Origin of the sequence: Nocardia sienata NBRC 100364, assembly GCF_001613205.1 — a bacterium.
GTDB classification, from domain to species: Bacteria; Actinomycetota; Actinomycetes; order Mycobacteriales; family Mycobacteriaceae; genus Nocardia; species Nocardia sienata.
Genome location: NZ_BDBX01000005.1, coordinates 218,609 through 237,055, shown reverse-complemented (window position 1 = coordinate 237,055; position 18,447 = coordinate 218,609). Strand labels below are relative to the sequence as shown.

The 18,447-nt window shown below is 67.9% G+C and carries 16 protein-coding genes; 11 read left to right on the top strand and 5 right to left on the bottom strand.

The features are described from left to right. The first annotated feature begins 225 nt into the window (after positions 1-225). From NS4_RS06695 to thpD, 9 genes are all read left to right on the top strand, one after another. Complete coding sequence (locus NS4_RS06695) at positions 226-1,767, top strand: flavin-containing monooxygenase (RefSeq protein ID WP_063058606.1); 1,542 nt, start codon at positions 226-228, stop codon at positions 1,765-1,767. Between the two features lie 103 nt (positions 1,768-1,870). Beyond that, positions 1,871-3,244, top strand: coding sequence for an FAD-dependent oxidoreductase (locus NS4_RS06690; RefSeq protein ID WP_063058605.1), 1,374 nt, complete (start codon positions 1,871-1,873; stop codon positions 3,242-3,244). A 142-nt stretch (positions 3,245-3,386) separates the two neighbouring features. Continuing rightward, on the top strand, positions 3,387-4,496 hold the full coding sequence (locus NS4_RS06685; protein ID WP_063058604.1) for a PP2C family protein-serine/threonine phosphatase: 1,110 nt from the start codon (positions 3,387-3,389) through the stop codon (positions 4,494-4,496). 215 nt (positions 4,497-4,711) lie between these two features. Then, positions 4,712-5,017: a hypothetical protein gene (locus tag NS4_RS06680; protein ID WP_063058603.1), complete on the top strand. Its 306-nt coding sequence runs from the start codon at positions 4,712-4,714 to the stop codon at positions 5,015-5,017. 160 nt (positions 5,018-5,177) lie between these two features. Then, positions 5,178-5,435, top strand: a complete 258-nt coding sequence (locus NS4_RS32805) for a hypothetical protein (RefSeq protein ID WP_174552069.1) — start codon at positions 5,178-5,180, stop codon at positions 5,433-5,435. A gap of 589 nt (positions 5,436-6,024) precedes the next feature. Then, the gene (ectA, locus tag NS4_RS06665; protein WP_084486927.1) at positions 6,025-6,639 is read left to right on the top strand and encodes a diaminobutyrate acetyltransferase; all 615 of its coding nucleotides are present in this window, start codon (positions 6,025-6,027) and stop codon (positions 6,637-6,639) included. Continuing rightward, on the top strand, positions 6,636-7,895 hold the full coding sequence (ectB, locus tag NS4_RS06660; RefSeq protein ID WP_063058600.1) for a diaminobutyrate--2-oxoglutarate transaminase: 1,260 nt from the start codon (positions 6,636-6,638) through the stop codon (positions 7,893-7,895). The genes ectA and ectB overlap by 4 nt, the downstream gene beginning before the upstream one ends. 13 nt (positions 7,896-7,908) lie before the next feature. Beyond that, on the top strand, positions 7,909-8,304 hold the full coding sequence (locus NS4_RS06655) for an ectoine synthase (protein WP_063058599.1): 396 nt from the start codon (positions 7,909-7,911) through the stop codon (positions 8,302-8,304). Positions 8,305-8,322: 18 nt separating this feature from the next. After that, the gene (thpD, locus tag NS4_RS06650; RefSeq protein ID WP_063058598.1) at positions 8,323-9,192 is read left to right on the top strand and encodes an ectoine hydroxylase; all 870 of its coding nucleotides are present in this window, start codon (positions 8,323-8,325) and stop codon (positions 9,190-9,192) included. Between the two features lie 69 nt (positions 9,193-9,261). Here thpD and erm read toward each other — a convergent pair whose 3' ends face one another. The 5 genes from erm to NS4_RS06625 form a co-directional block, all read right to left on the bottom strand. After that, on the bottom strand, positions 9,262-10,092 hold the full coding sequence (erm, locus tag NS4_RS06645; protein ID WP_063058597.1) for a 23S ribosomal RNA methyltransferase Erm: 831 nt from the start codon (positions 10,090-10,092) through the stop codon (positions 9,262-9,264). Positions 10,093-10,452: 360 nt separating this feature from the next. Beyond that, complete coding sequence (locus NS4_RS06640; protein ID WP_084486925.1) at positions 10,453-11,946, bottom strand: MFS transporter; 1,494 nt, start codon at positions 11,944-11,946, stop codon at positions 10,453-10,455. A gap of 122 nt (positions 11,947-12,068) precedes the next feature. Then, positions 12,069-13,691, bottom strand: a complete 1,623-nt coding sequence (locus NS4_RS06635) for a tetratricopeptide repeat protein (RefSeq protein ID WP_063058596.1) — start codon at positions 13,689-13,691, stop codon at positions 12,069-12,071. Positions 13,692-14,301: 610 nt separating this feature from the next. Continuing rightward, positions 14,302-15,558 carry a cytochrome P450 family protein gene (locus NS4_RS06630; protein WP_245665130.1) on the bottom strand — a complete coding sequence of 419 codons (1,257 nt, stop codon included), beginning with the start codon at positions 15,556-15,558 and terminating at the stop codon, positions 14,302-14,304. 370 nt (positions 15,559-15,928) lie between these two features. Beyond that, a complete protein-coding gene (locus NS4_RS06625; RefSeq protein WP_063058595.1) occupies positions 15,929-17,248 on the bottom strand; it encodes a PucR family transcriptional regulator in 1,320 nt (439 codons plus the stop codon). 230 nt (positions 17,249-17,478) lie between these two features. Between NS4_RS06625 and NS4_RS06620 the strand changes: the two genes are divergently transcribed. Both NS4_RS06620 and NS4_RS06615 read left to right on the top strand, forming a co-directional pair. After that, a complete protein-coding gene (locus NS4_RS06620) occupies positions 17,479-18,036 on the top strand; it encodes an ABC transporter ATP-binding protein (RefSeq protein ID WP_084486921.1) in 558 nt (185 codons plus the stop codon). Continuing rightward, the gene (locus tag NS4_RS06615) at positions 18,033-18,446 is read left to right on the top strand and encodes a type 1 periplasmic-binding domain-containing protein (RefSeq protein ID WP_063058594.1); all 414 of its coding nucleotides are present in this window, start codon (positions 18,033-18,035) and stop codon (positions 18,444-18,446) included. Before NS4_RS06620 ends, NS4_RS06615 begins: the two co-directional genes overlap by 4 nt. Position 18,447 lies beyond the last annotated feature (1 nt).

Sequence of the window (18,447 nt, the reverse complement as noted above, 5' to 3'; positions counted from 1 at the left end):
CCTCCGGCCATGCCAATGTGGAAGAAATGAGTTTTAGATCACAGTGGGCCGGGTAGGACGGTTCGGGGTTTCGATCCCGACGGATCGCCGGGTGGCGCCGACTCGTCGGGTGGCGGGCGCAACACGGTGCGCGGCCGGAGATGTATCGAGTACTCTCGGTTACAGATAAAAGGTGTGTCTGTCATGATTGGCGACGACCCCGGGCACGAGCAGACGAGGAACGCAATGACGCGGCATGTCGACGTACTGATCATCGGAGCCGGTCTTTCCGGTATCGATGTGGCCTGTCACCTGGAGAAGGAGAACACCGGGCGCAGCTACGCGATCCTGGAGCGCCGCACCGCCGTCGGCGGCACCTGGGACCTGTTCCGCTATCCGGGAATCCGCTCCGACTCCGATATGTACTCCTTCGGTTACGGTTTCCGCCCATGGCGGGGGACCCGCATGCTCGCCGACGGCGCCGGTATCCGTCGCTACATCGCCGAGACCGCCGACGAATACGGCGTGACACCGAAGATCCGTTTCGGCCGCAAGGTGATCTCCGCGAGCTGGTCCGGCCCGGACCACCGATGGACGGTACGGGCGCTCGACGAAGCGACCGGTACCGAGGAGATCTGGACCAGCACCTTCCTGGTCGGGGCCACCGGCTACTACGACTACGACAACGGCCACCGGCCGTCGTTCCCCGGCGAGGACTCGTTCACCGGGCGGATCGTGCATCCGCAGCACTGGCCCGAAGACCTGGACTACCGGGGCAAGAAAGTGGTCGTGATCGGCAGCGGCGCGACCGCGATCACGCTGGTGCCGGCCATGGTGGGCGAGGCCGCCCATGTGACGATGCTGCAGCGATCCCCCACCTATATCGCCTCCATCCCGGGTGACGATCCGGTGGCGCTGGGGATGACGAAGGCCGGGGCCCCCGCCGGGCTCACCTATCAAGTCGGGCGTGCCCGCAATATCGCGGTGCAGCAGGCCAGTTACCAGCTGTCGCGTCGGCAGCCGAGGCTGGCCCGGCAGATGTTCCTGAAATGGGTCCGCATGGCGGTCGGCCCGGGGGTGGACATGCGTCATTTCACCCCCGAGTACGCGCCATGGGATCAGCGGCTGTGCGTCGTACCCGACGCTGACCTGTTCAAGGCCCTGCGTCGCGGCGAAGCCTCGGTGGTCACCGACACCATCGAGACCTTCACCGAAACGGGTATCCGGGTCTCCTCCGGCGAGGAGATCGAAGCCGATATCGTCGTGACCGCCACCGGGCTGACCATTCAGATTCTGGGCGGTATAGCGCTCGAGGTCGACGGTGAGCCCGTGGTCACCCGGGACCGGGTCATGTACAAGGGTTCGCTGCTCGACGGCGTGCCGAATGCCCTGATGGTGCTCGGATACACGAACGCCTCCTGGACTCTGAAAGCCGACCTGGCCGCCGAATACTTCTGCCGGGTGCTGAACCGGATGCGCGACAAGGGGTACACCCGGTTCCTGGTCCGGGCGCGGGAGGGCGATCGCTCCGAGGTCTCGGTGATGGGCGGTGCGCTGAGTTCCGGGTACATCCAGCGCGGGGACGCGGTGATGCCACGGCAGGGGACCGGCGGTCCGTGGAAGGTGGTCAACAGCTACTTCCGCGACCGGGCCTATCTGCGCAAGAGCCCGATCGAGGACGGCATCCTGACCTTCACCGACCGCGACGGGTCCGAAACCACCAGTTCCGGCAGCCGGGCGCGCGGTGCGGTGAGCCGCCTGCCGCTCATCGGCGCCCGGTCTGCCTGAGCCGGCCCTCTCCGCCGGATAACTGAAATCGTCGGCGAGTGGGAGAAAGCGGGAAGTCCGGCGGTCCGGGTGGTATCGGGCGCCGGCTGGGTAGTTTGATCTCATGACAGAGCGGTTGGTGGTCGTCGGCGGGGACGCGACCGGAATGTCGGCGGCCGCGCAGGCCCGGCGTCACCGGGCCGTGCCGGACCTCGAGATCGTCGTGTTCGAACGCGGGCACTTCACCTCGTACTCTGCCTGCGGTATCCCGTACTGGGTGGGCGGCCAGGTGCGGGAGCGCGACCAGCTCATCGCCCGGACGCCGGAGGAACACCGAGCGCGCGGCATCGATGTGCGCCTGCGCCACGAAGTCGTCGAACTCGATGTGGCCGGGGGCCGGTTGCGTAGCAGAGAGCTGGCCACCGGCACCGAGACCTGGACCGGATACGACCATCTCGTCCTGGCGACCGGCGCCCGCCCGATCCGGCCGGCGCTGCCCGGAATCGACGCACCCGGGGTCCACGGCGTACAGACTCTGGACGACGGCGAGGCGCTCATCGCCGCATTGGCGGCCGGTACCGGCCGGCGGGCGGTGGTGGTCGGGGCCGGATATATCGGGGTCGAGATGGCCGAGGCGCTGATCCGGCGCGGTTACGAGGTCACCATCGTGCACAGCGGTGCCCAGCCGATGTCCACTCTGGACCCGGATATGGGTGTGCTGGTACGCGAGGCACTCCGGGGCCTGGACGTGAATGTCGTCGGGGACAGCGAAGTCACCGAGATCCGCACCGGGGACGGCGGCCGCGCCCGGGCGGTGTTCGCCGCCGGTCGCGAACACCCGGCGGATGTCGTGGTGCTCGGGATCGGGGTAGTGCCCGAAACGACACTGGCCGCCGCGGCCGGATTGCCGATCGGGGGCCACGGCGGGCTGCTCACCGATTCGGCCCTGCGAGTGGCCGGGTACGACAACATCTGGGCCGGCGGGGATTGTGTCGAGGTGCTGGACCTGGTCTCGGGTATGCGCAGGCATATCGCGCTCGGTACGCACGCGAACAAGCACGGTCAGATCATCGGCGCCAATATCGGCGGCGGTTACGCGACCTTCCCCGGTGTCGTCGGCACCGCCGTCAGCAAGGTCTGCGATCTCGAGGTGGCGCGAACGGGCTTGCGGGAGAAAGACGCGCGTGCCGTGGGCTTGCAGTACGTCACCGCGACCATCGAATCCACCAGTCGCGCCGGATATCTACCGGACGCGTCCGCGATGACGGTGAAGATGCTGGCGGAACGCCTCAGTGGCCGACTGCTCGGGGTTCAGATCGTGGGCCGGGAAGGCGCGGGTAAACGGGTCGATATCGCGGCGGTGGCGCTGACCGCGGGAATGACGGTGGAGCAGATGACCACACTCGATCTCGGCTACGCGCCACCTTTCTCGCCGGTATGGGATCCGGTGCTGGTGGCGGCGCGCAAAGCGGTGCGAGCGGTGCGGGAACGCGGATGAACTCTCCGACCGGCATACCGCGTACTATCGTCGATCGTCAGTACGGAACGGGTCGAACGAAGGGGGACGGTGTGCGGACCCGAGATATCCGGAATACCCGGATCGGCGAGCACCGGAAACTACTCATGAATGTGGCGGCCGGATGAACCCTGACGCGAATGCCGGAGGCGCCGACCCGGCGGATATTCTCGACGCGGTGACCGAGCCGGTACCGCGCGTGCGGAAAACGTTCGATACCCGTCGCCGCGCCGCCGCCGCGGAGCCGACCGTGCCGCGGCAGTCGCTGGCTTCGGGTATCCATCGAGTTGCGCTCCCGGACGACGAACTCGCCGAAGTGGTGTGTGTGAACTGCGGGACGCAGAGCCGGGGCCCACGCTGTCCCACGTGCGAGCATCCACATCGTGTCCAGGACCGTTTCGAGGCCGATCTGGGTGTCGCCGGTCTGGTCACCGATCGCGGAATCCTGCACGCACGCAATGAGGATGCCGTGGCGGCCGCGGTGGTGCCGGACGGCAACGGGGAGCCGGAGACCATCGTGCTGGTGGTCTGCGACGGAGTTTCCTCCTCACCGGATCCGCAGGCCGCCTCGGGCACTGCCGCGCGCACCGGGGTCGATGCGTGTCTGGCCGCGCTGGCCGGAGATCGTACGGCGGAGGAGGCCACCGCCGCGGGGATGGCGGCGGCCTCGGAGGCCGTGCGTAACCTGGTCGGCCCCGATGGAGACGCGCCGTCGTGCACTTATGTCTCGGCGATCGTGCGTACCGAGTCGGGGGGTCGTATCTCGATCACCGTCTCGAATATCGGCGACAGCCGTGCCTACTGGCTGGCGGCCGGTGCGCCGGCGGCCGAACAACCGGCCCGTCCGGGCCACCCGGGGGTGCTGGCCGGGGCGCAGAAGCTCACTCTGGACGATTCGTGGGCGCAGACGCTGGTGGAGGCCGGCGCCATGGACGAGAAGGCCGCGATGGCCGATCCCCGGGCGCACACTCTGATGCGCTGGCTGGGGGCCGATGCCGGTCAGCAGCCGTGGTCCGGGGACAGTATCCGTACCTACTACGCGGACACACCCGGATTGCTCCTGCTGTGCACCGACGGGCTGTGGAACTATCTGCCCGGCGCGGCGGATCTGGCGCGGCGCGTACTCGGCGTGCCGATCACCGAGGGCGCGCGGGCGCTCGTGGATTACGCCGTCGTCTGTGGTGGCAGCGATAACATCACAGTCGCGCTGACCCCGATTCCCGCGGCCGGATGACCCGATAACCGGCTCTGGCAAACCTCGGGCAATCCGGCGGGCCGGTCGCCGTGGCGACGACTCCGGGCGGGGCCCGGCGTGACGGACACCGCGGACATCTCGGTGTCCGCGGTGTTTGCAAGAGTGCGAAGTCGGGTATTAGACGGGAAAGCCGGTGTGGCTGCCGAAGTCGCGCCGGGGAGAGCACGTACGCACCTACCGCAAGGAGGTTCGTCATGAAGGGTGGCCTGTCCGCCGCTCCCGGAACAACCCTGGTCACCACGAACCACGAGGTCATCCGCCAGTGGGCCCGGCGGCGCGGTGCGAACCCGGCGACGACGCCCGGTAGCCAGTACGACGGCGAGGTGGGGGTCCTGCGACTCGATTTCCCCCACTACGGCGGGGCGGTATTGCAACCGGTCAGCTGGGCGGATTGGTTTGCAACCTTCGACGCCCGGAAGTTGAACTTCCGGTACCAGGAGATGCGTCCCGATGGCACGCCCAGCAATTTTTTCCGCTTGGAACGCGTCGGCGATATGTGAATGTGAGGCATTTCACTCCGGGGGTTTACCCGGCAGGCCTTCTGGCTACTCGTATAACCGAAAGGTTGCTCGAGTAAGCTGAGAAGCGGGCTGTCGCGTCGGTATGGGGATGCGAAACCCGCGCCGCGGCACGCCACGTGCGTCTGCAAGGGATTGAATATTGAGCGCGAACCTGATGATCGTGGAAGACGGCGAGCGGGTCCGGGGTGCGGTGTGCCCGGCCGTGGAGAACGAGGGCTACGACGTCGCGGTGGCCGAGGAAGCCGAGGCCGCGCTCACCCATCTGCGTGCGATCGGCGTCTCCGACGTGGCGATCGCGGATCCGAGGCCCGGCGGGAGAGCGGAGCGGAGACTGTCCCGCCCCCGAACCGTGGCCGCCGTTCCTGGTCTCGGTGACCGGCTGGACGTCCAGCGCTAGATCATGGGCAGCACAACGAGCGCCACCCGCATCGGCCCCGATGCGGGTGGCTGGAAGCTGTCCGCCCGGGTGTACTCCACTGTTGTCGAGGCCCCGGGACTCAACGCGCCGGGTGGAGGGCGCGGCCGCCGGGAACACTGCCTCCCCGGTGACCTCTGTCACCAATCGCGCACCCCCCTCGCCGAGCCGGCCGCTGCGGTGGATGTACTGGAACGGCGCCGCGAGTACGGATCGCGGCAGATATACCCGGCGCCGCACCGAGTGGCCGCGAAGACCGATGACGCGAGCGGATTGTTCGCCGATTCACCGGTGCCGCACGGGGCGGTGGCCATGGGCGCGCGCCGCAGTTGCGGCCGGCCCGGCGTGGGTCCCGGCCTGTCCGAGGCCGCCAGAACAGCGGCGACATGCCACGGCAGGGCGGAATGTGAGGAGCGCCCCGCGGAATCGCGCGTTTCGTTCGCCGAATTCCGGTTATTCAAAGAAAGGGGCCAGTTAACACGCCTGTAACACGACCGTAAAGAGCTCGACCAGTCGCCGTGGAGTTGATTCGCGAGCCTGGGAAAGTACTGCACGCAGACATCGGAGTTGTATGTCTTTACAAACTGAGTCCACGCAGACCGCCGGCGCGGCCGGCAACGGCTCGGCCACTTCGTCCGCCGCGACCGATGCGGAGCCCGCCAGTACCGGTGTGGTCCTGCGGGCACCGCGGATCACCGACGCCGCGCGGCTGTGGCAGATCGCCGACGAGTCGCAAGTTCTGGACGTCAATTCGAGCTACGCCTACCTGCTGTGGTGTCGCGATTTCGCCGCCACATCGGTAGTCGTCGAGAGCGAAGGCCGAGTCGTCGGATTCGTGACCGGCTATTTGCGGCCCGAAGCGCCCGGCACCCTGTTCGTATGGCAGGTCGCCGTCGACGCCGACCAGCGTGGTCGCGGTCTGGGGGTCGCCATGCTGGACTGGCTGGTATCCACCGTCACCGCGCCCGGCCATCCGGCCGGCGGCGCCGTCGAGGCGCTGGAGACCACCGTATCCCCCGACAATCCCGCCTCGATCGCCATGTTCGCGTCGCTGGCCCGCCGCCGCGGCGCCGAAATGGTCCGCAGCGAATTGTTCGAGCCGGATGTTTTCCCGGACAGCCACGCTGCCGAGGACCTGTACCACATTTCCCCGATCGCCCGTAAAACCGAAAGGGATCACTCATGATTGCCGCCGAAACGACGATCTTCGACGAAATCGAATCGAATGTCCGAGGTTACTGCCGTTCCTGGCCGACAGTCTTCGAGACCGCGCAGGGCGCATGGCTGCGCGATGAGTCCGGTAAAGATTTTCTCGATTTCTTCGCGGGCGCAGGCGCGCTCAATTACGGGCACAACAACCCGGTGCTGAAGTCGGCGCTGATCGACTACATCGCCGGTGACGGAATCACGCACGGACTGGATATGTCGACGGTTGCCAAGCGCAAACTGCTCGAAACGGTCCGCGATACCCTGCTGGCGCCCCGCGGCCTGGATTACAAGGTGCAGTTCCCGGGGCCGACCGGCGCGAACGCGGTCGAGGCCGCGCTCAAGCTGGCCCGTAAGGTGACCGGTCGGCAGACCATCATGAGCTTCACCAATGCCTTCCACGGGATGACCCTGGGCGCACTGTCGGTCACCGGTAATGCCATGAAGCGCGCCGGCGCCGGGGTCCCGCTCAACCACGCCACCCCGATGCCCTACGACGGTTACTTCGACGGCGCCACCACCGACTTCCTCTGGATGGAGCGGGTGCTCGACGATTCGTCGTCCGGTATGGATCGTCCGGCGGCCGTCATCGTGGAAACCGTGCAGGGTGAGGGCGGGGTGAACCTGGCCCGCGACGAATGGCTGCGGCATCTGGCCACGTTGTGCGCCGCCCGCGGCATCCTGCTCATCGTCGACGACGTCCAGATGGGTTGCGGCCGTACCGGCCCGTTCTTCTCCTTCGAGTCGGCCGGTATCACCCCCGATATCGTGACTCTGTCCAAGTCCGTCGGCGGATACGGCCTGCCGATGGCGTTGGTGCTGTTCAAGCCGGAGCATGATGTCTGGTCACCCGGTGAGCACAACGGCACCTTCCGTGGTAACAATCCGTCTTTCACGACCGCGCAGGTGGCGCTCGAGCACTTCTGGTCCGATGATGTATTGGAGAAGTCCACCCTCGCCAAGGGCAAGCGGGTGGCCGCGTCGCTCGAGGAGATCGCCGGGGCCGTTCCCGGGGTGTCCACTCGAGGCCGCGGCCTGGTGCACGGGTTGGTCTTCGACGACGCCTCGCAGGCCGGGAAGGTCTGCCAGGTCGCGTTCGAACGTGGCCTGCTGGCCGAGACCTCGGGTGCGTCCGACGAAGTCGTCAAACTGCTTCCGCCGCTGACCATCGCCGACGACGAACTCGACCAGGGCCTGCACATTCTGAGCGACGCCGTCGAAACTGTCTGCAGCTGAAAGGAAATCACCGATGATCGTGCGCACCACCGAGGAGATCACCGGCACCCACCGCGACGTCGGCGCCGAGAACTGGCGGAGCAAGCGGATCGTGCTGGGCGGTGATGGAGTCGGGTTCTCCTTCCACGAGACCACCATCGAAGCCGGCACCTCTCACGTCTTCCACTATCAGAACCATGTGGAAGCGGTTTGGCTGGTCGAAGGGGAAGGCACCCTGCACGACCTGACCAACGATCGCACCTACGACCTCGCCCCGGGCACCATGTATCTGCTCGACGGACACGAGAAGCACGAGGTGCGGACCCGGACACGGATGCGGATGCTGTGCGTGTTCAATCCTCCTGTCACGGGACAGGAGGTGCACGACGAGAACGGCGTTTATCCGTTGATCGCCGTTCCGGCCGACTGAGAGGAAGGACGAACGACGTTGGTAGACAATCGGATCGATCGCTATCCGACCAGAACCGCCGAGCGTTTGCCGCTGCAGGAGCGGCACGACGCGACTGTGTGGGGCCGGATCGGCAACGCGGAGCTGGCTGCGTTCGATACCGACGGTTTCGCGATCATGGATCGTTTGCTGGGCCCCGAGGAGGTGGCGGAGTACGCCGCCGAGATCGACCGGCTGGCAAGCGATCCGGATCTGCGGGGTGATGACCGGCTCATCGTGGAGAAATCGTCGCAGCAGGTGCGCTCGGTATTCGAAGTGCACAAACTGAGTCCGGCGGTGGCGGAGCTGGTGCGGGAGTCGCGGGTCGCGGACCTGGCCCGGCAGGTACTGGGATCGGATGTGTACATCCACCAGAGCCGGGTCAACTATCTGCCCGGATTCGGCACCGGTTTCTACTGGCATTCCGATTTCGAGACCTGGCACGCCGAGGACGGCATGCCCGCGCCTCGGGCGGTGAGCCTGTCCATCGCACTGACCGACAACTATCCGTACAACGGCAGCCTGATGGTGATGCCGGGGTCGCACCGGACGTTCGTTCCCTGCCAGGGCGCGACACCTGCCGAGCACTACCGGGAATCACTGCGTGAACAGGAGATCGGAGTACCGAGCAAGGCCGATATCACCGACCTTGCCCACAAGTACGGGATCACCCAGTTCACCGGTGCGGCCGGTTCGGCGCTGCTGTTCGACTCGAACATCATGCACGCATCGGGCAACAACATCACGCCGTTCCCGCGGTCGAATATCTTCCTGGTGTTCAACAGTGTCGAGAACACACTGGAGGAACCGTTCGCCGCGCCGGCCCGGCGGCCGGCGTATATCGCTGATCGCGAGTTCAGGCCGGTATAGCGGGGACTGTTGCCCAGGGCGACGGGGACGAATCCAGCGCGGGTTCGTCCCCGTCGTCGTGTGCGGGGGTCAGCGGGGGTGGGCAGCCGGTCCTGGACTGCAGGTCCGGTGCAGTCGCCGATAGAGCGTGAGCCACGCGTCCGGCGGCACCAGGCCCACGGGCGTCGCGATCGGTATCGCGGCGGCGGCACATGCCGCGGCGACAGCGCGCGCGGGGTGGACGCGGCGCAGGGACGCGGCGAGTGAGCCGCCGACGCCGGAGAAACCGAGTTCGACCATGCGCCGGTACTGCGTCCGGGACGCGGCCGGCAACAGCGGGGTGGGTCGGCGTGCGATGTGCAGCACCGCTCCGTCGACCCGCGGTATCGGGAAGAACTCGCGGCGGTCGATCCGCTCGCCCAGCGTCAGTTTCCACTCCGGCCAGTGCGCGACGGTCAGTTTGGTCCACCGGCCGTAGTCGCCGCTGTGCTTGCGCGCGAACTCGTATTGGGTCAGCAGCGTCGCCGAGGCCAGGTGCGGTGCGGCCAGGCACCAGCGCACGATATCGGTACTCACCGCGAACGGGATGTTGGCGACCACGGCGAACGGTTCGCGGGGCGCGATCACCGTGCGGAAATCCTGGTTGCGCACCTGGATGCGGTGGTCGCCGTGGTACCGGACGGCGAGCCGGCGAGCATAGTGCGGGTCTTTCTCGTAGGCCATCACCCGGGCGGCGGCGGGCAGGATGTGGCGGGTGAGCATACCGTCGCCGGGACCGATCTCGAGGACGAGATCGTCGCGGCCGATGCCGGAGGCCCGCACGATACGGCGAGCGATCCGGGGGTCGGTGAGAAAATTCTGGGACAACCGCTTGCGGGTCGCGGACGTGCGCTCGCGCGAGCCCGGGGCAGGGCGGGACATGGGATCCTCCGAAGAGTGGGCCGAATCGATAGACGCTGATTCGCCCGGACCCATGCCGGGGCAGGAAGCGGCGCGCGGTGGCGCCGAATGATCGCGACGGCGCCGGTTCGAATGAACCGGCGCCGACTACCGCCGAGCGGTCCCACGGTGGGGACTGCCCGGTTCGGTCAGCGGAGTGTGGGGTGCACCGGCAGAGTCCGAGCTGCCGTGCGCTGCCGGATGTAGTACGCGCCGGCCGCGCACACTCCGTTGCTGCCCAAAGATCCCATGGGGCCATACCCTAGGCAGGTCCGGCAAGGCCGGTCCACCGAATTTCCGGTGTCCCAGGCGGCCGGGCGTGCAGGCTCACCGCCGCAAGGGTCAGGCGATTTCTGCATCCTGGGGGCAGGGTATGCGGTACCGCCGGTCCGGCCGTGCGGCAGTTTCCGCGAGTTCGGCATGGACGTCGGGGGCGGCCGGCTCCACATCGCCGGTCGTATCCGCGGCCTCCGCGCCGGCGCGGAAACTACGGCTCAGGCGCCGGTAGTGCCGGCTGCCCAGGGCGTAGCCGGTGAAGAGCAGACCGAGCACCCCCAGCAGTACGAAGACCAGGGCCATACCGCGGTCCTCGCCGGTGCCGAACCAGCCGCCGATCCAGTGGGCGCCCGGCCCGGCGGTCATGAACGGGATGAAGAAGAACTGGGCCAGTGGGCTGACCAGGAACGCGGTGAGCGGCGAGGCAGCCTGTTCGACACTCTGCGCGAACCCGAAGACCCGGCCCTGCCGCTGATAGGGCACGACTTTCTGCAGCACCGTCTGCTCGGCCGCCTCCGCGAACGGCATGAGCATCATGAACACGGCCATGCCGCCGATCAGCAGCAGGATGGAATCCCGGATCGGGAAGATCAGCGTCACCGCCCACAGGGCCAGATTGACGAGCAGGATCAACCGGACCGGGTTCGACGAGGTACCGGTTCGGGCCACCAGCAGCCCGCCGATGATCATCACCGCGCTGAGCGCCCCCCAGATGAGGCCCCACGCCTGGACCGACATCATCGACAGCGCGTACGGGTCCATCAGGGCCATGAGCCCGCCGAACAGCAGATTGTTCAACGCGGAGAACACGATCAGCGGGACCATACCGGGGATCGCGCGGATGACGCGGACGGTCCCGCGTAGATCGACCCGTTGCGGTTCGCCCGCGGCGGCGGCATGGGCCAGCGATTCCGGCAGTGTCAGTCCGCGTAGATGCACCACCGCGACGGTGAGCACGACGACGGCCAGCACCAGCACACCGAGCATGCCGTTCCATCCCACCAGCAGCGCACTGGCCACCGAGGTGGCCAGTTGGGAGATACCGGTCGTCGTCCCGACCAGCCCGTTGGCCCGATCCCGGTGGTGTTCGTCGAACATGGCGGTGACCACGGTGGGCAGTGCGATCGTGCGCAGGCTACCGGCGATGACCCCGCTCATCGCGAGAACGACGAAGGCCCACAGCCGGACACTCGCCGGATCGCGCCATTCCTCTGCCGGGGTGATCGAATAGTAGACCAGCGCGACAGCATAGATACCCAGCGAGATCAGCGCGGATACCTGCATGACGCTCTTCTTGCGGTGGTGATCGACGATGCTGCCGAACCACACGCCCGTGCCGGCCATCGCGACCAGGAAGAGACCGGCGATCATCCCGGTGGCGAAGACCGATCGGGTCTGCAGGTACACGAAGAATGTGATGCCGAACCATACGGTGAAGTTGATGAACGACACCAGCAGCACGTTGACCAGCAGTTGTGCGAAGGTCCGGACCGTGGGGTCGCCGAAATCGAGTCGGGCCGCGGGCTCGACGGCCGGCCGCCGGGTGGGTTCCATAGTCATGTACTCAACAACCTCGACATTGGTTCAGGTCAAGGGAGTGACCTGTTGGAAGTATCACCACCTCTGACCGTCGAGGCCACCGAAATTGATCGGTGCCGGTGGGGATGCCCGCTCGTGGTCGTTCACCGGCCCGCCGTCGGTACCGCAAAGGAGTCGGTGGTCTGGGCGGCATTGGCGATGACCTCTTCGGCGACGGCCTGGGTGCGCCACATCCGGGCCTCGGGGACGGCGCCACGCTGCTCGAGCAGATCGGCGAGGCCGGCCATGGCCCGGATGTGCCGGCGCGCGGCCGCGACCTGCCACCATCGCTGCGCGGCATCGAATTCCTCGTGCCGGTAATAAAGTGCGCCCAGGTCGTAGGCGGCACCGAGATGCCCGGCATCGGCGGCCTCGGCCCACCACCGCGCGGCCTGTTCGTCGTCTCCCGCCGCGCACCGGGCCGCGCCGAGATCGTAGAGCCTGTCCGGGCTGCCGGTGGCGACCGCGCTGTCGGCGGCCGCCGGAACCGGGGCGAGTGAACCGTCGGCCACGGTATCGGCCGCCGAGGAATCTTCGGAGACCGTCGATCCGTCGTCCGGGATGCGGTGGGCGGCCCGCGACGCGGTGAAGTAGGAAGCGGGCAGCGGGAATACGGACGGTTCGCCGCCGGTACGCGGCTCCCGGGCCGGCTCCGTGCCGTAGTCCGGCAGGTCCTCGCCGCAGATCACCGGGACCAGGCCGGTCTGGTCCGGAGATCCGGCCCAGCCGTGGATGGCGGCCGGCTCGGCGTCCGATTCCTCCTCGGGGGCCCGCATATACCACTGATCGGGGCCGGTGAGCAGCGTCGCCGGGCCGGAAAAGGTGAGGGCGGGCAGGGGATCGGGCACCGGTTCGTCGAAGAGGGAGGAGTAGTCGGAGAATTCGTCGGTGCCGTCGAGCGGTTCGATGAGAATATCGGCCCCGTCGACCTCTGGGGAGTGCACGACCAGGTCCGCGAGGCTACACGGGTAGCCTTCCGATTCGCCGCTGTCCACGGCGGGCCGCCCGGAGCCCGTGGCGCTCCCGGGACCGTACTGCCCCGGGCGGGCGGTGGTCGCGGTCGTGTCGAGGGCGGGCGGGCGCGGAGTCGGCCCGTGCCCGGATCCGTGGCGCGCGGCGGGCACGGACACCGACGGCACGATGCCCGTCCCCGACGGGAACGGCCGTGGCCGCGGATCCAGCGGTGTACTGCGGACCTCGACCACCAGATCGGCGAAATGCGGCGGCCCCTCGCCCATGCTGCACCACAGGACGGTGCGGCCGTTCTCGGTACGCTCGATCACGATTCCGTAGTTTCCCGACCAGGACTGTGGTTCTCCGGCGGCATCGGCCCAGACCGGAGTCAGAACGAAAAGCGCGCCGGGGGAGTGCGCGGTGAGATCGAAGGTGATCCCCCGCTCCAGGGCGTCGAGCCAGATGTCGACACCGGCCAGCCGGCGTCCGTCGATATCGATGTACCCGTCCACCATGGACAGTCCGATGCCGACGCCGGTCAGCGCGGCGGGAGGTGTGGCCGACAGCAGAGTGACCGTGAGCGCTGTTGTCACGGTGGACAATTGTTCGCTGTAGAGCGGGTGAACCGCCATGCCCTCCCAGTCGATCGGTTCGGCGCTGCGGTAGCGGAACGCCGGTGCCGGATCGTCGGCGGACAGGTCCGTCGGGGTGCCGGTGGCGGTCGGCGTGTCGAGTGTGTCGCCCGCCAGCAACGGTGTGGCATCGAGACGCACGCGGCGGAGGTACCTCGGTAGTTGCCCGGCACGCGGTGCCGAAACGGGCATATCAGCCTGCAATGGAACAATTCCGGTCGACGACGATACCGGATCGAACATATCCTGCCCCGCCTTTCCCACCGCTCCCGTTGACCCCGCAGCAATGCGGTGGCTATACCGTACTAGCCGGATCCGTCGTGCGGGGGCCGATTTCGAGCGCGACACCATTTCGCGTGCCGGATATCGCGTTCCGCTTTTCGGTACCTGCCGCTGACCGGCGCGTCAGGTGCAGACGCGGCCGAGGGTACTGGCCATCGTGGGTCCGGTGGTGCCGATCGGCGCGAGGAATTCCTACGAAGCCGCCAATGTATCTGTAACCCTCGGTTACAGATACATTGGCGAGGATTCGAAACTTGGGGAAGAGGCCGAGAACCGGCGCACACCGACACTCTACACCAGGCAGCTCTTCGTGTCGGCACGCCGGTCGGAGGCCGCCGCGCGACCGGATCCGGCGATGCTACGGTGCTGTCCGCCGACGACTGGGACGGCTACCCGCCGAACGTGGCGCCGGGCCGACCGCGGCCGCCCGGTCGGTGCGCGATCTGCTGGTGATCACCGGACGACCGGCTCAGAAGACCCTCATGCCGGGGGTGGGCGGGAAGGTGACCGGGAGTGCGGTGAGCGCGCGCTGGAACGGTCCCGGCCGCCAGGCCGGCTCTTCGGGTCCGAATGCGGGGCGGAGGTCCGGCAGAGCGTCCAGCAACTGGTCGACGGCCTCTTCGGCGAGCAGGTAGGTGATCGACCGGGCCTGCGCCGGGCAGGCGTGCGCACCGGCGCCCCAGACCATATCCGTGTCGTGCCCCGGGTGGTGGCCGGCCGTGTATTCGGGATCGTCGTGGCAGGCCGCCGGGCTGACGAGCACCGGCTGGTCGGCGGGCAGCCACACATCCTCGATCAGCACCGGAAGTGGAGGGTAGACGATGCTGTGATGCGCCAGCGGTGGGTCGGTGGCCAGCACTTCCTCGATCGCCTCCCGGGTGGGTGGTGCGAATCCCACCTGGTTGGTCGTGAAACGCGGGTCGAGGAGTATCAGCAACAGCGTGTTGGCGATGAGATCACGGGTCGGCTCGACCCCCGCCTGGTAGATGGCGAGCAGCTGGTCGACGAGTTCGGCGTCCGACAGTTGCGCCGGATGCTCCAGGAGGCGGGTCGTGATGTCGTCCCCGGGTTCGGCGCGTTTGGCGGTGGCGAGCTCGGCGAGGGCGGCCTCGGCCGCAGCCGCTGCGTCCTCGTCGGTGCGCATATCGAATAAGGCGGTGAGCGCCGGCGTCAGCCGTTCGGCGAGGGCGGGCGGGCAACCGGCCAATTCGCCGAGCACTCCGAACACCAGTGGTGTGACGTACCGGTCGAGGAGATCGGCGCCGCCGTCGGCGCAGAAATCGTTGATCAGGCCGACCGCGGCCCGCGCGATCATGGCGCGTAGCGAGTGCGGATCGACACCGGCGAGGGCCGCGACCGTCACCGAGCGGTAGCGCTCGTGTTCGGCATCGTCGGTGCGCCGCGGATTCGGGCGATGGCGCATTATCGCGACGATGGGCAGGCCGGCGGGTACTTTCTGCTGCCAGGCTCGCGGATCGGCCGGAAAGTGAGTGGGGTCGGCGAGGATGCGCTGGGCGGTGCGGTAGCCGAGGACCAGGGTGGCAGGCACCCCGGGTGCGAGGTCCACCGGAGCCAGCGAACCGTACCGGGCGCGCATCCGCCGGTAGCAGCCGTGCGGATCGGCGGCGAATTCGGTGGTGTAGATGGGTATCCGGGACCCGCTGGTCTCGGCGGCGGCATGTCTTCCGCGTCTGTGCGCCGGCTGCAGCCGGGTCGGCCCTGGCACTCGAGGTACCCCCTGAGGTCGTGCGCCCGGTCGCCGGGCGCGACTGAACACCGGCCGTAGCGGGTTCCCCTGCTCGAAAGCGCTCGGCCGGTAGGTCTTTCGCGTCTGGCCCGAGATGATACCCAGGCGGTTGTGAAAGTCGCATGCGAACCGCCCGGCGTTTCGGCGTAGTCGGTGCGACCTGCCGCGGGGGCATCGGACGGTCCTCGAGCAGCGCGGCCGGCGGTGCCGGTCGTTTGCGCTGTGCCTTGGACAGGGCGAGGTGCACGACCGGCCGTCGGCCACACCGACCGTGCCGGTGAGTTGCCACTCCGCCGGCCAACGCCGCACTATCACCATGCCCCGCAGTGGGTTTCGGGCGGTGCGCGGCTCAGCGACCGCGGGCGACCGGCCGGGGAGTGGCCCGGAGTTCGAGGGCGACCAGCAGGTCCACCAGATCGGTGACACTGCGGATATTGCGGCCGGTGAGGTGCTGGATGCGCCGCAACCGGTATTTGGCGGTGTTGTGGTGGATGCGCAGGGTCTCGGCCGCCTCGCGCAGGTTCATATCGGCGTCGGCGAACGCGCGGATGGTGTCCGCGAGAACCGCGCCCTTGGCCTGATCATCGCTGAGCGTCCGAGTGATCCGTGGATCGATCAGGTGGTGTGCTGTCTCGTCGGCGCGCAGCACCAGGTACCGGAACGGGCTCAACTCCGGCAGTGCCATTACTCCGCCCTCGTCCGGGAGCAGGTCGAGCGCGGCGCGGGCCTCCTGCCGGGCACGGGGTAGGTACTCGACCCCGGCACTGACGGTACTGACGCCGATGGCGGTCGTGACCCCGTCATCGGCAAGGGTTTCACAGGTGCGTTTCAGCCGTGCGCAGAGCTCCTCGGCGGTCCCGGTGCGGCCGAGGGAAGCGACGGCGACGATCTCGGGATCGCGGGTGCCGGCGTCGCGGACCGCCGCCAGCGTGCGGTGTCCGTTGACCGCGGTACGGGCGAGTGCGCTGGAGACGTGGTGAGCGGCCTCGGCGGCGGTGGTGGCGGGGCGATTTTCCCGGATACCGCGTACCGCCGCGGTGACGACGAGTAGGCGGTCGCGGGCGGCCATCCCGATCCCGTGTGCGGCCGCGGTGGCCGGAAGCGGCCCGCGGTCGGGCAGCGTGCCGCCGAGCAGGCAGTCCAGTAGTTCGCGGCTGTCGCGGCCCGCGTCGGCCGAACGGTGCTGTTGGTACTCCAGATACGCGTGGGTGGCCTGGGTGCTCACCAGATCGCAGTACCGGGTCAGCGGCAGCACCATCGACAGGGTCGCCTCCCGGGCGTCCGGGGAGTTGCCGGCGTGGGCGACCAGCGACTTCCAGAACGCCTGCTGGCCGAGTCGGAACGCGGTGATGTAGTCGATCAGCGGCAGTCCGGACCGGGCCCGGCGCACCGCCGCGCGCCGGGTACCGGCGAGATCGGCGGCGGTGACGCGGCGGGTGTCGAGCAGCGCGCCCAGTCCGGTACGGCACAGCCGGGCGACCTGCTCGTGCACATCGGCGTGGAATTCGGCGTCGCGGCCGGTGTATCCGGGAAGTTGCGCGAGTATCGCGGAGAGGCTCAGGTCGGCGATTTCGTCGGCGCGTTCGTAGATGCTGCCGGCGATCCGGATGCGCTCGAGGCGCACTCGTTCGGGAAGTGGGCTGTCGACCGTCTGTGATCCAGCTGACATAGAGGGATGGTCCACGGCCGCGTGGCCAAAGTCAACACGCGGCGGTGTGTGTATCAAATTATGCCCAGGTCGTTTGTTCGCGACGGACAACTGGACTGGCGATAATTGGGACGCAGAAGCTGATGTGTTTCATTATGGTCACTCTTACGCTGACCTGATCTATAGCAGATCCGTCCGACTGTGCTTCGACACAAAGTATTTCGCTCACGCTCACATCTTCCGGAGGAACCGTGCTCGACATATTCGGCCTCACCGTCCGATTCGGCGGTGTCACAGCCCTCGACGATGTCGGATTCGTCGTGGACACCGGGGCGATGCTGGGCCTCATCGGCCCCAACGGCGCCGGAAAGACCACCCTGTTCAACTGCCTGACCAGGCGTTGCGCCCCGACATCCGGAACCGTGAGCTATCGGGGCACCGATCTGCTGACCGTGCGCCCCGACCTCCTGGCCGGCCTCGGCATCGCCCGCACCTTCCAGAACCTGGGGCTGTTCACCCGTATGTCTGTGCGGGACAACGTGCTCGTCGGTGCACATCACCGTGCCCGCGCGGGTTTCCTCGGCGCCGGTCTCTTCCTCCCGGCCGTCCGCTCCGAGGAGCGCCGATTACGTGCCCAGGTGGACGGCCTGCTCGAACGCCTCGAGTTGCACGAGGTCGCCGACCATCCCGCGGCCGGACTGCCTTTCGGCACGCTCAAACGCAGTTCGCCGCCCAGACCCTGGCGGCCGACGCGCGCAATCCCGAATGGAATCCGCTGCACATCCTCACCCAGGTCTCCAGCACCATGAGCGTGCTCGCCCCGGTCGGTTTCCCGAATGTGCAGAACGTCGTCACCTCGGTGTTCGTGAAGGACCCGGCCGATCCGCAGTGGGCCGGCGATCCCGGGATGAAGCTGTACCGGGACAAGGTGGCGCGGTACCGGCCCGGCGCCGACCCCGCCGACGGTTACACCCTCGTGGGCTGGGCCATGGCCCAGAGTTTCCACAAGACCTTCGACGCCGCGTCCTGCAAGACCCGCGAGGGACTGCGCGACGCCATGCGTTCGCTCAACGATGTCGCGATCGATCTGCTGCTGCCCGGAATCACCCTGCGCACCGGCGGCGGCGACGGATTCCCCCTGGAGGCCATGCGGATCCAGCGGTTCGAAGGCGACCGTTGGGTGCTCGCCGGCGATCTCGTCGACACCGCGGGCCGGTGAA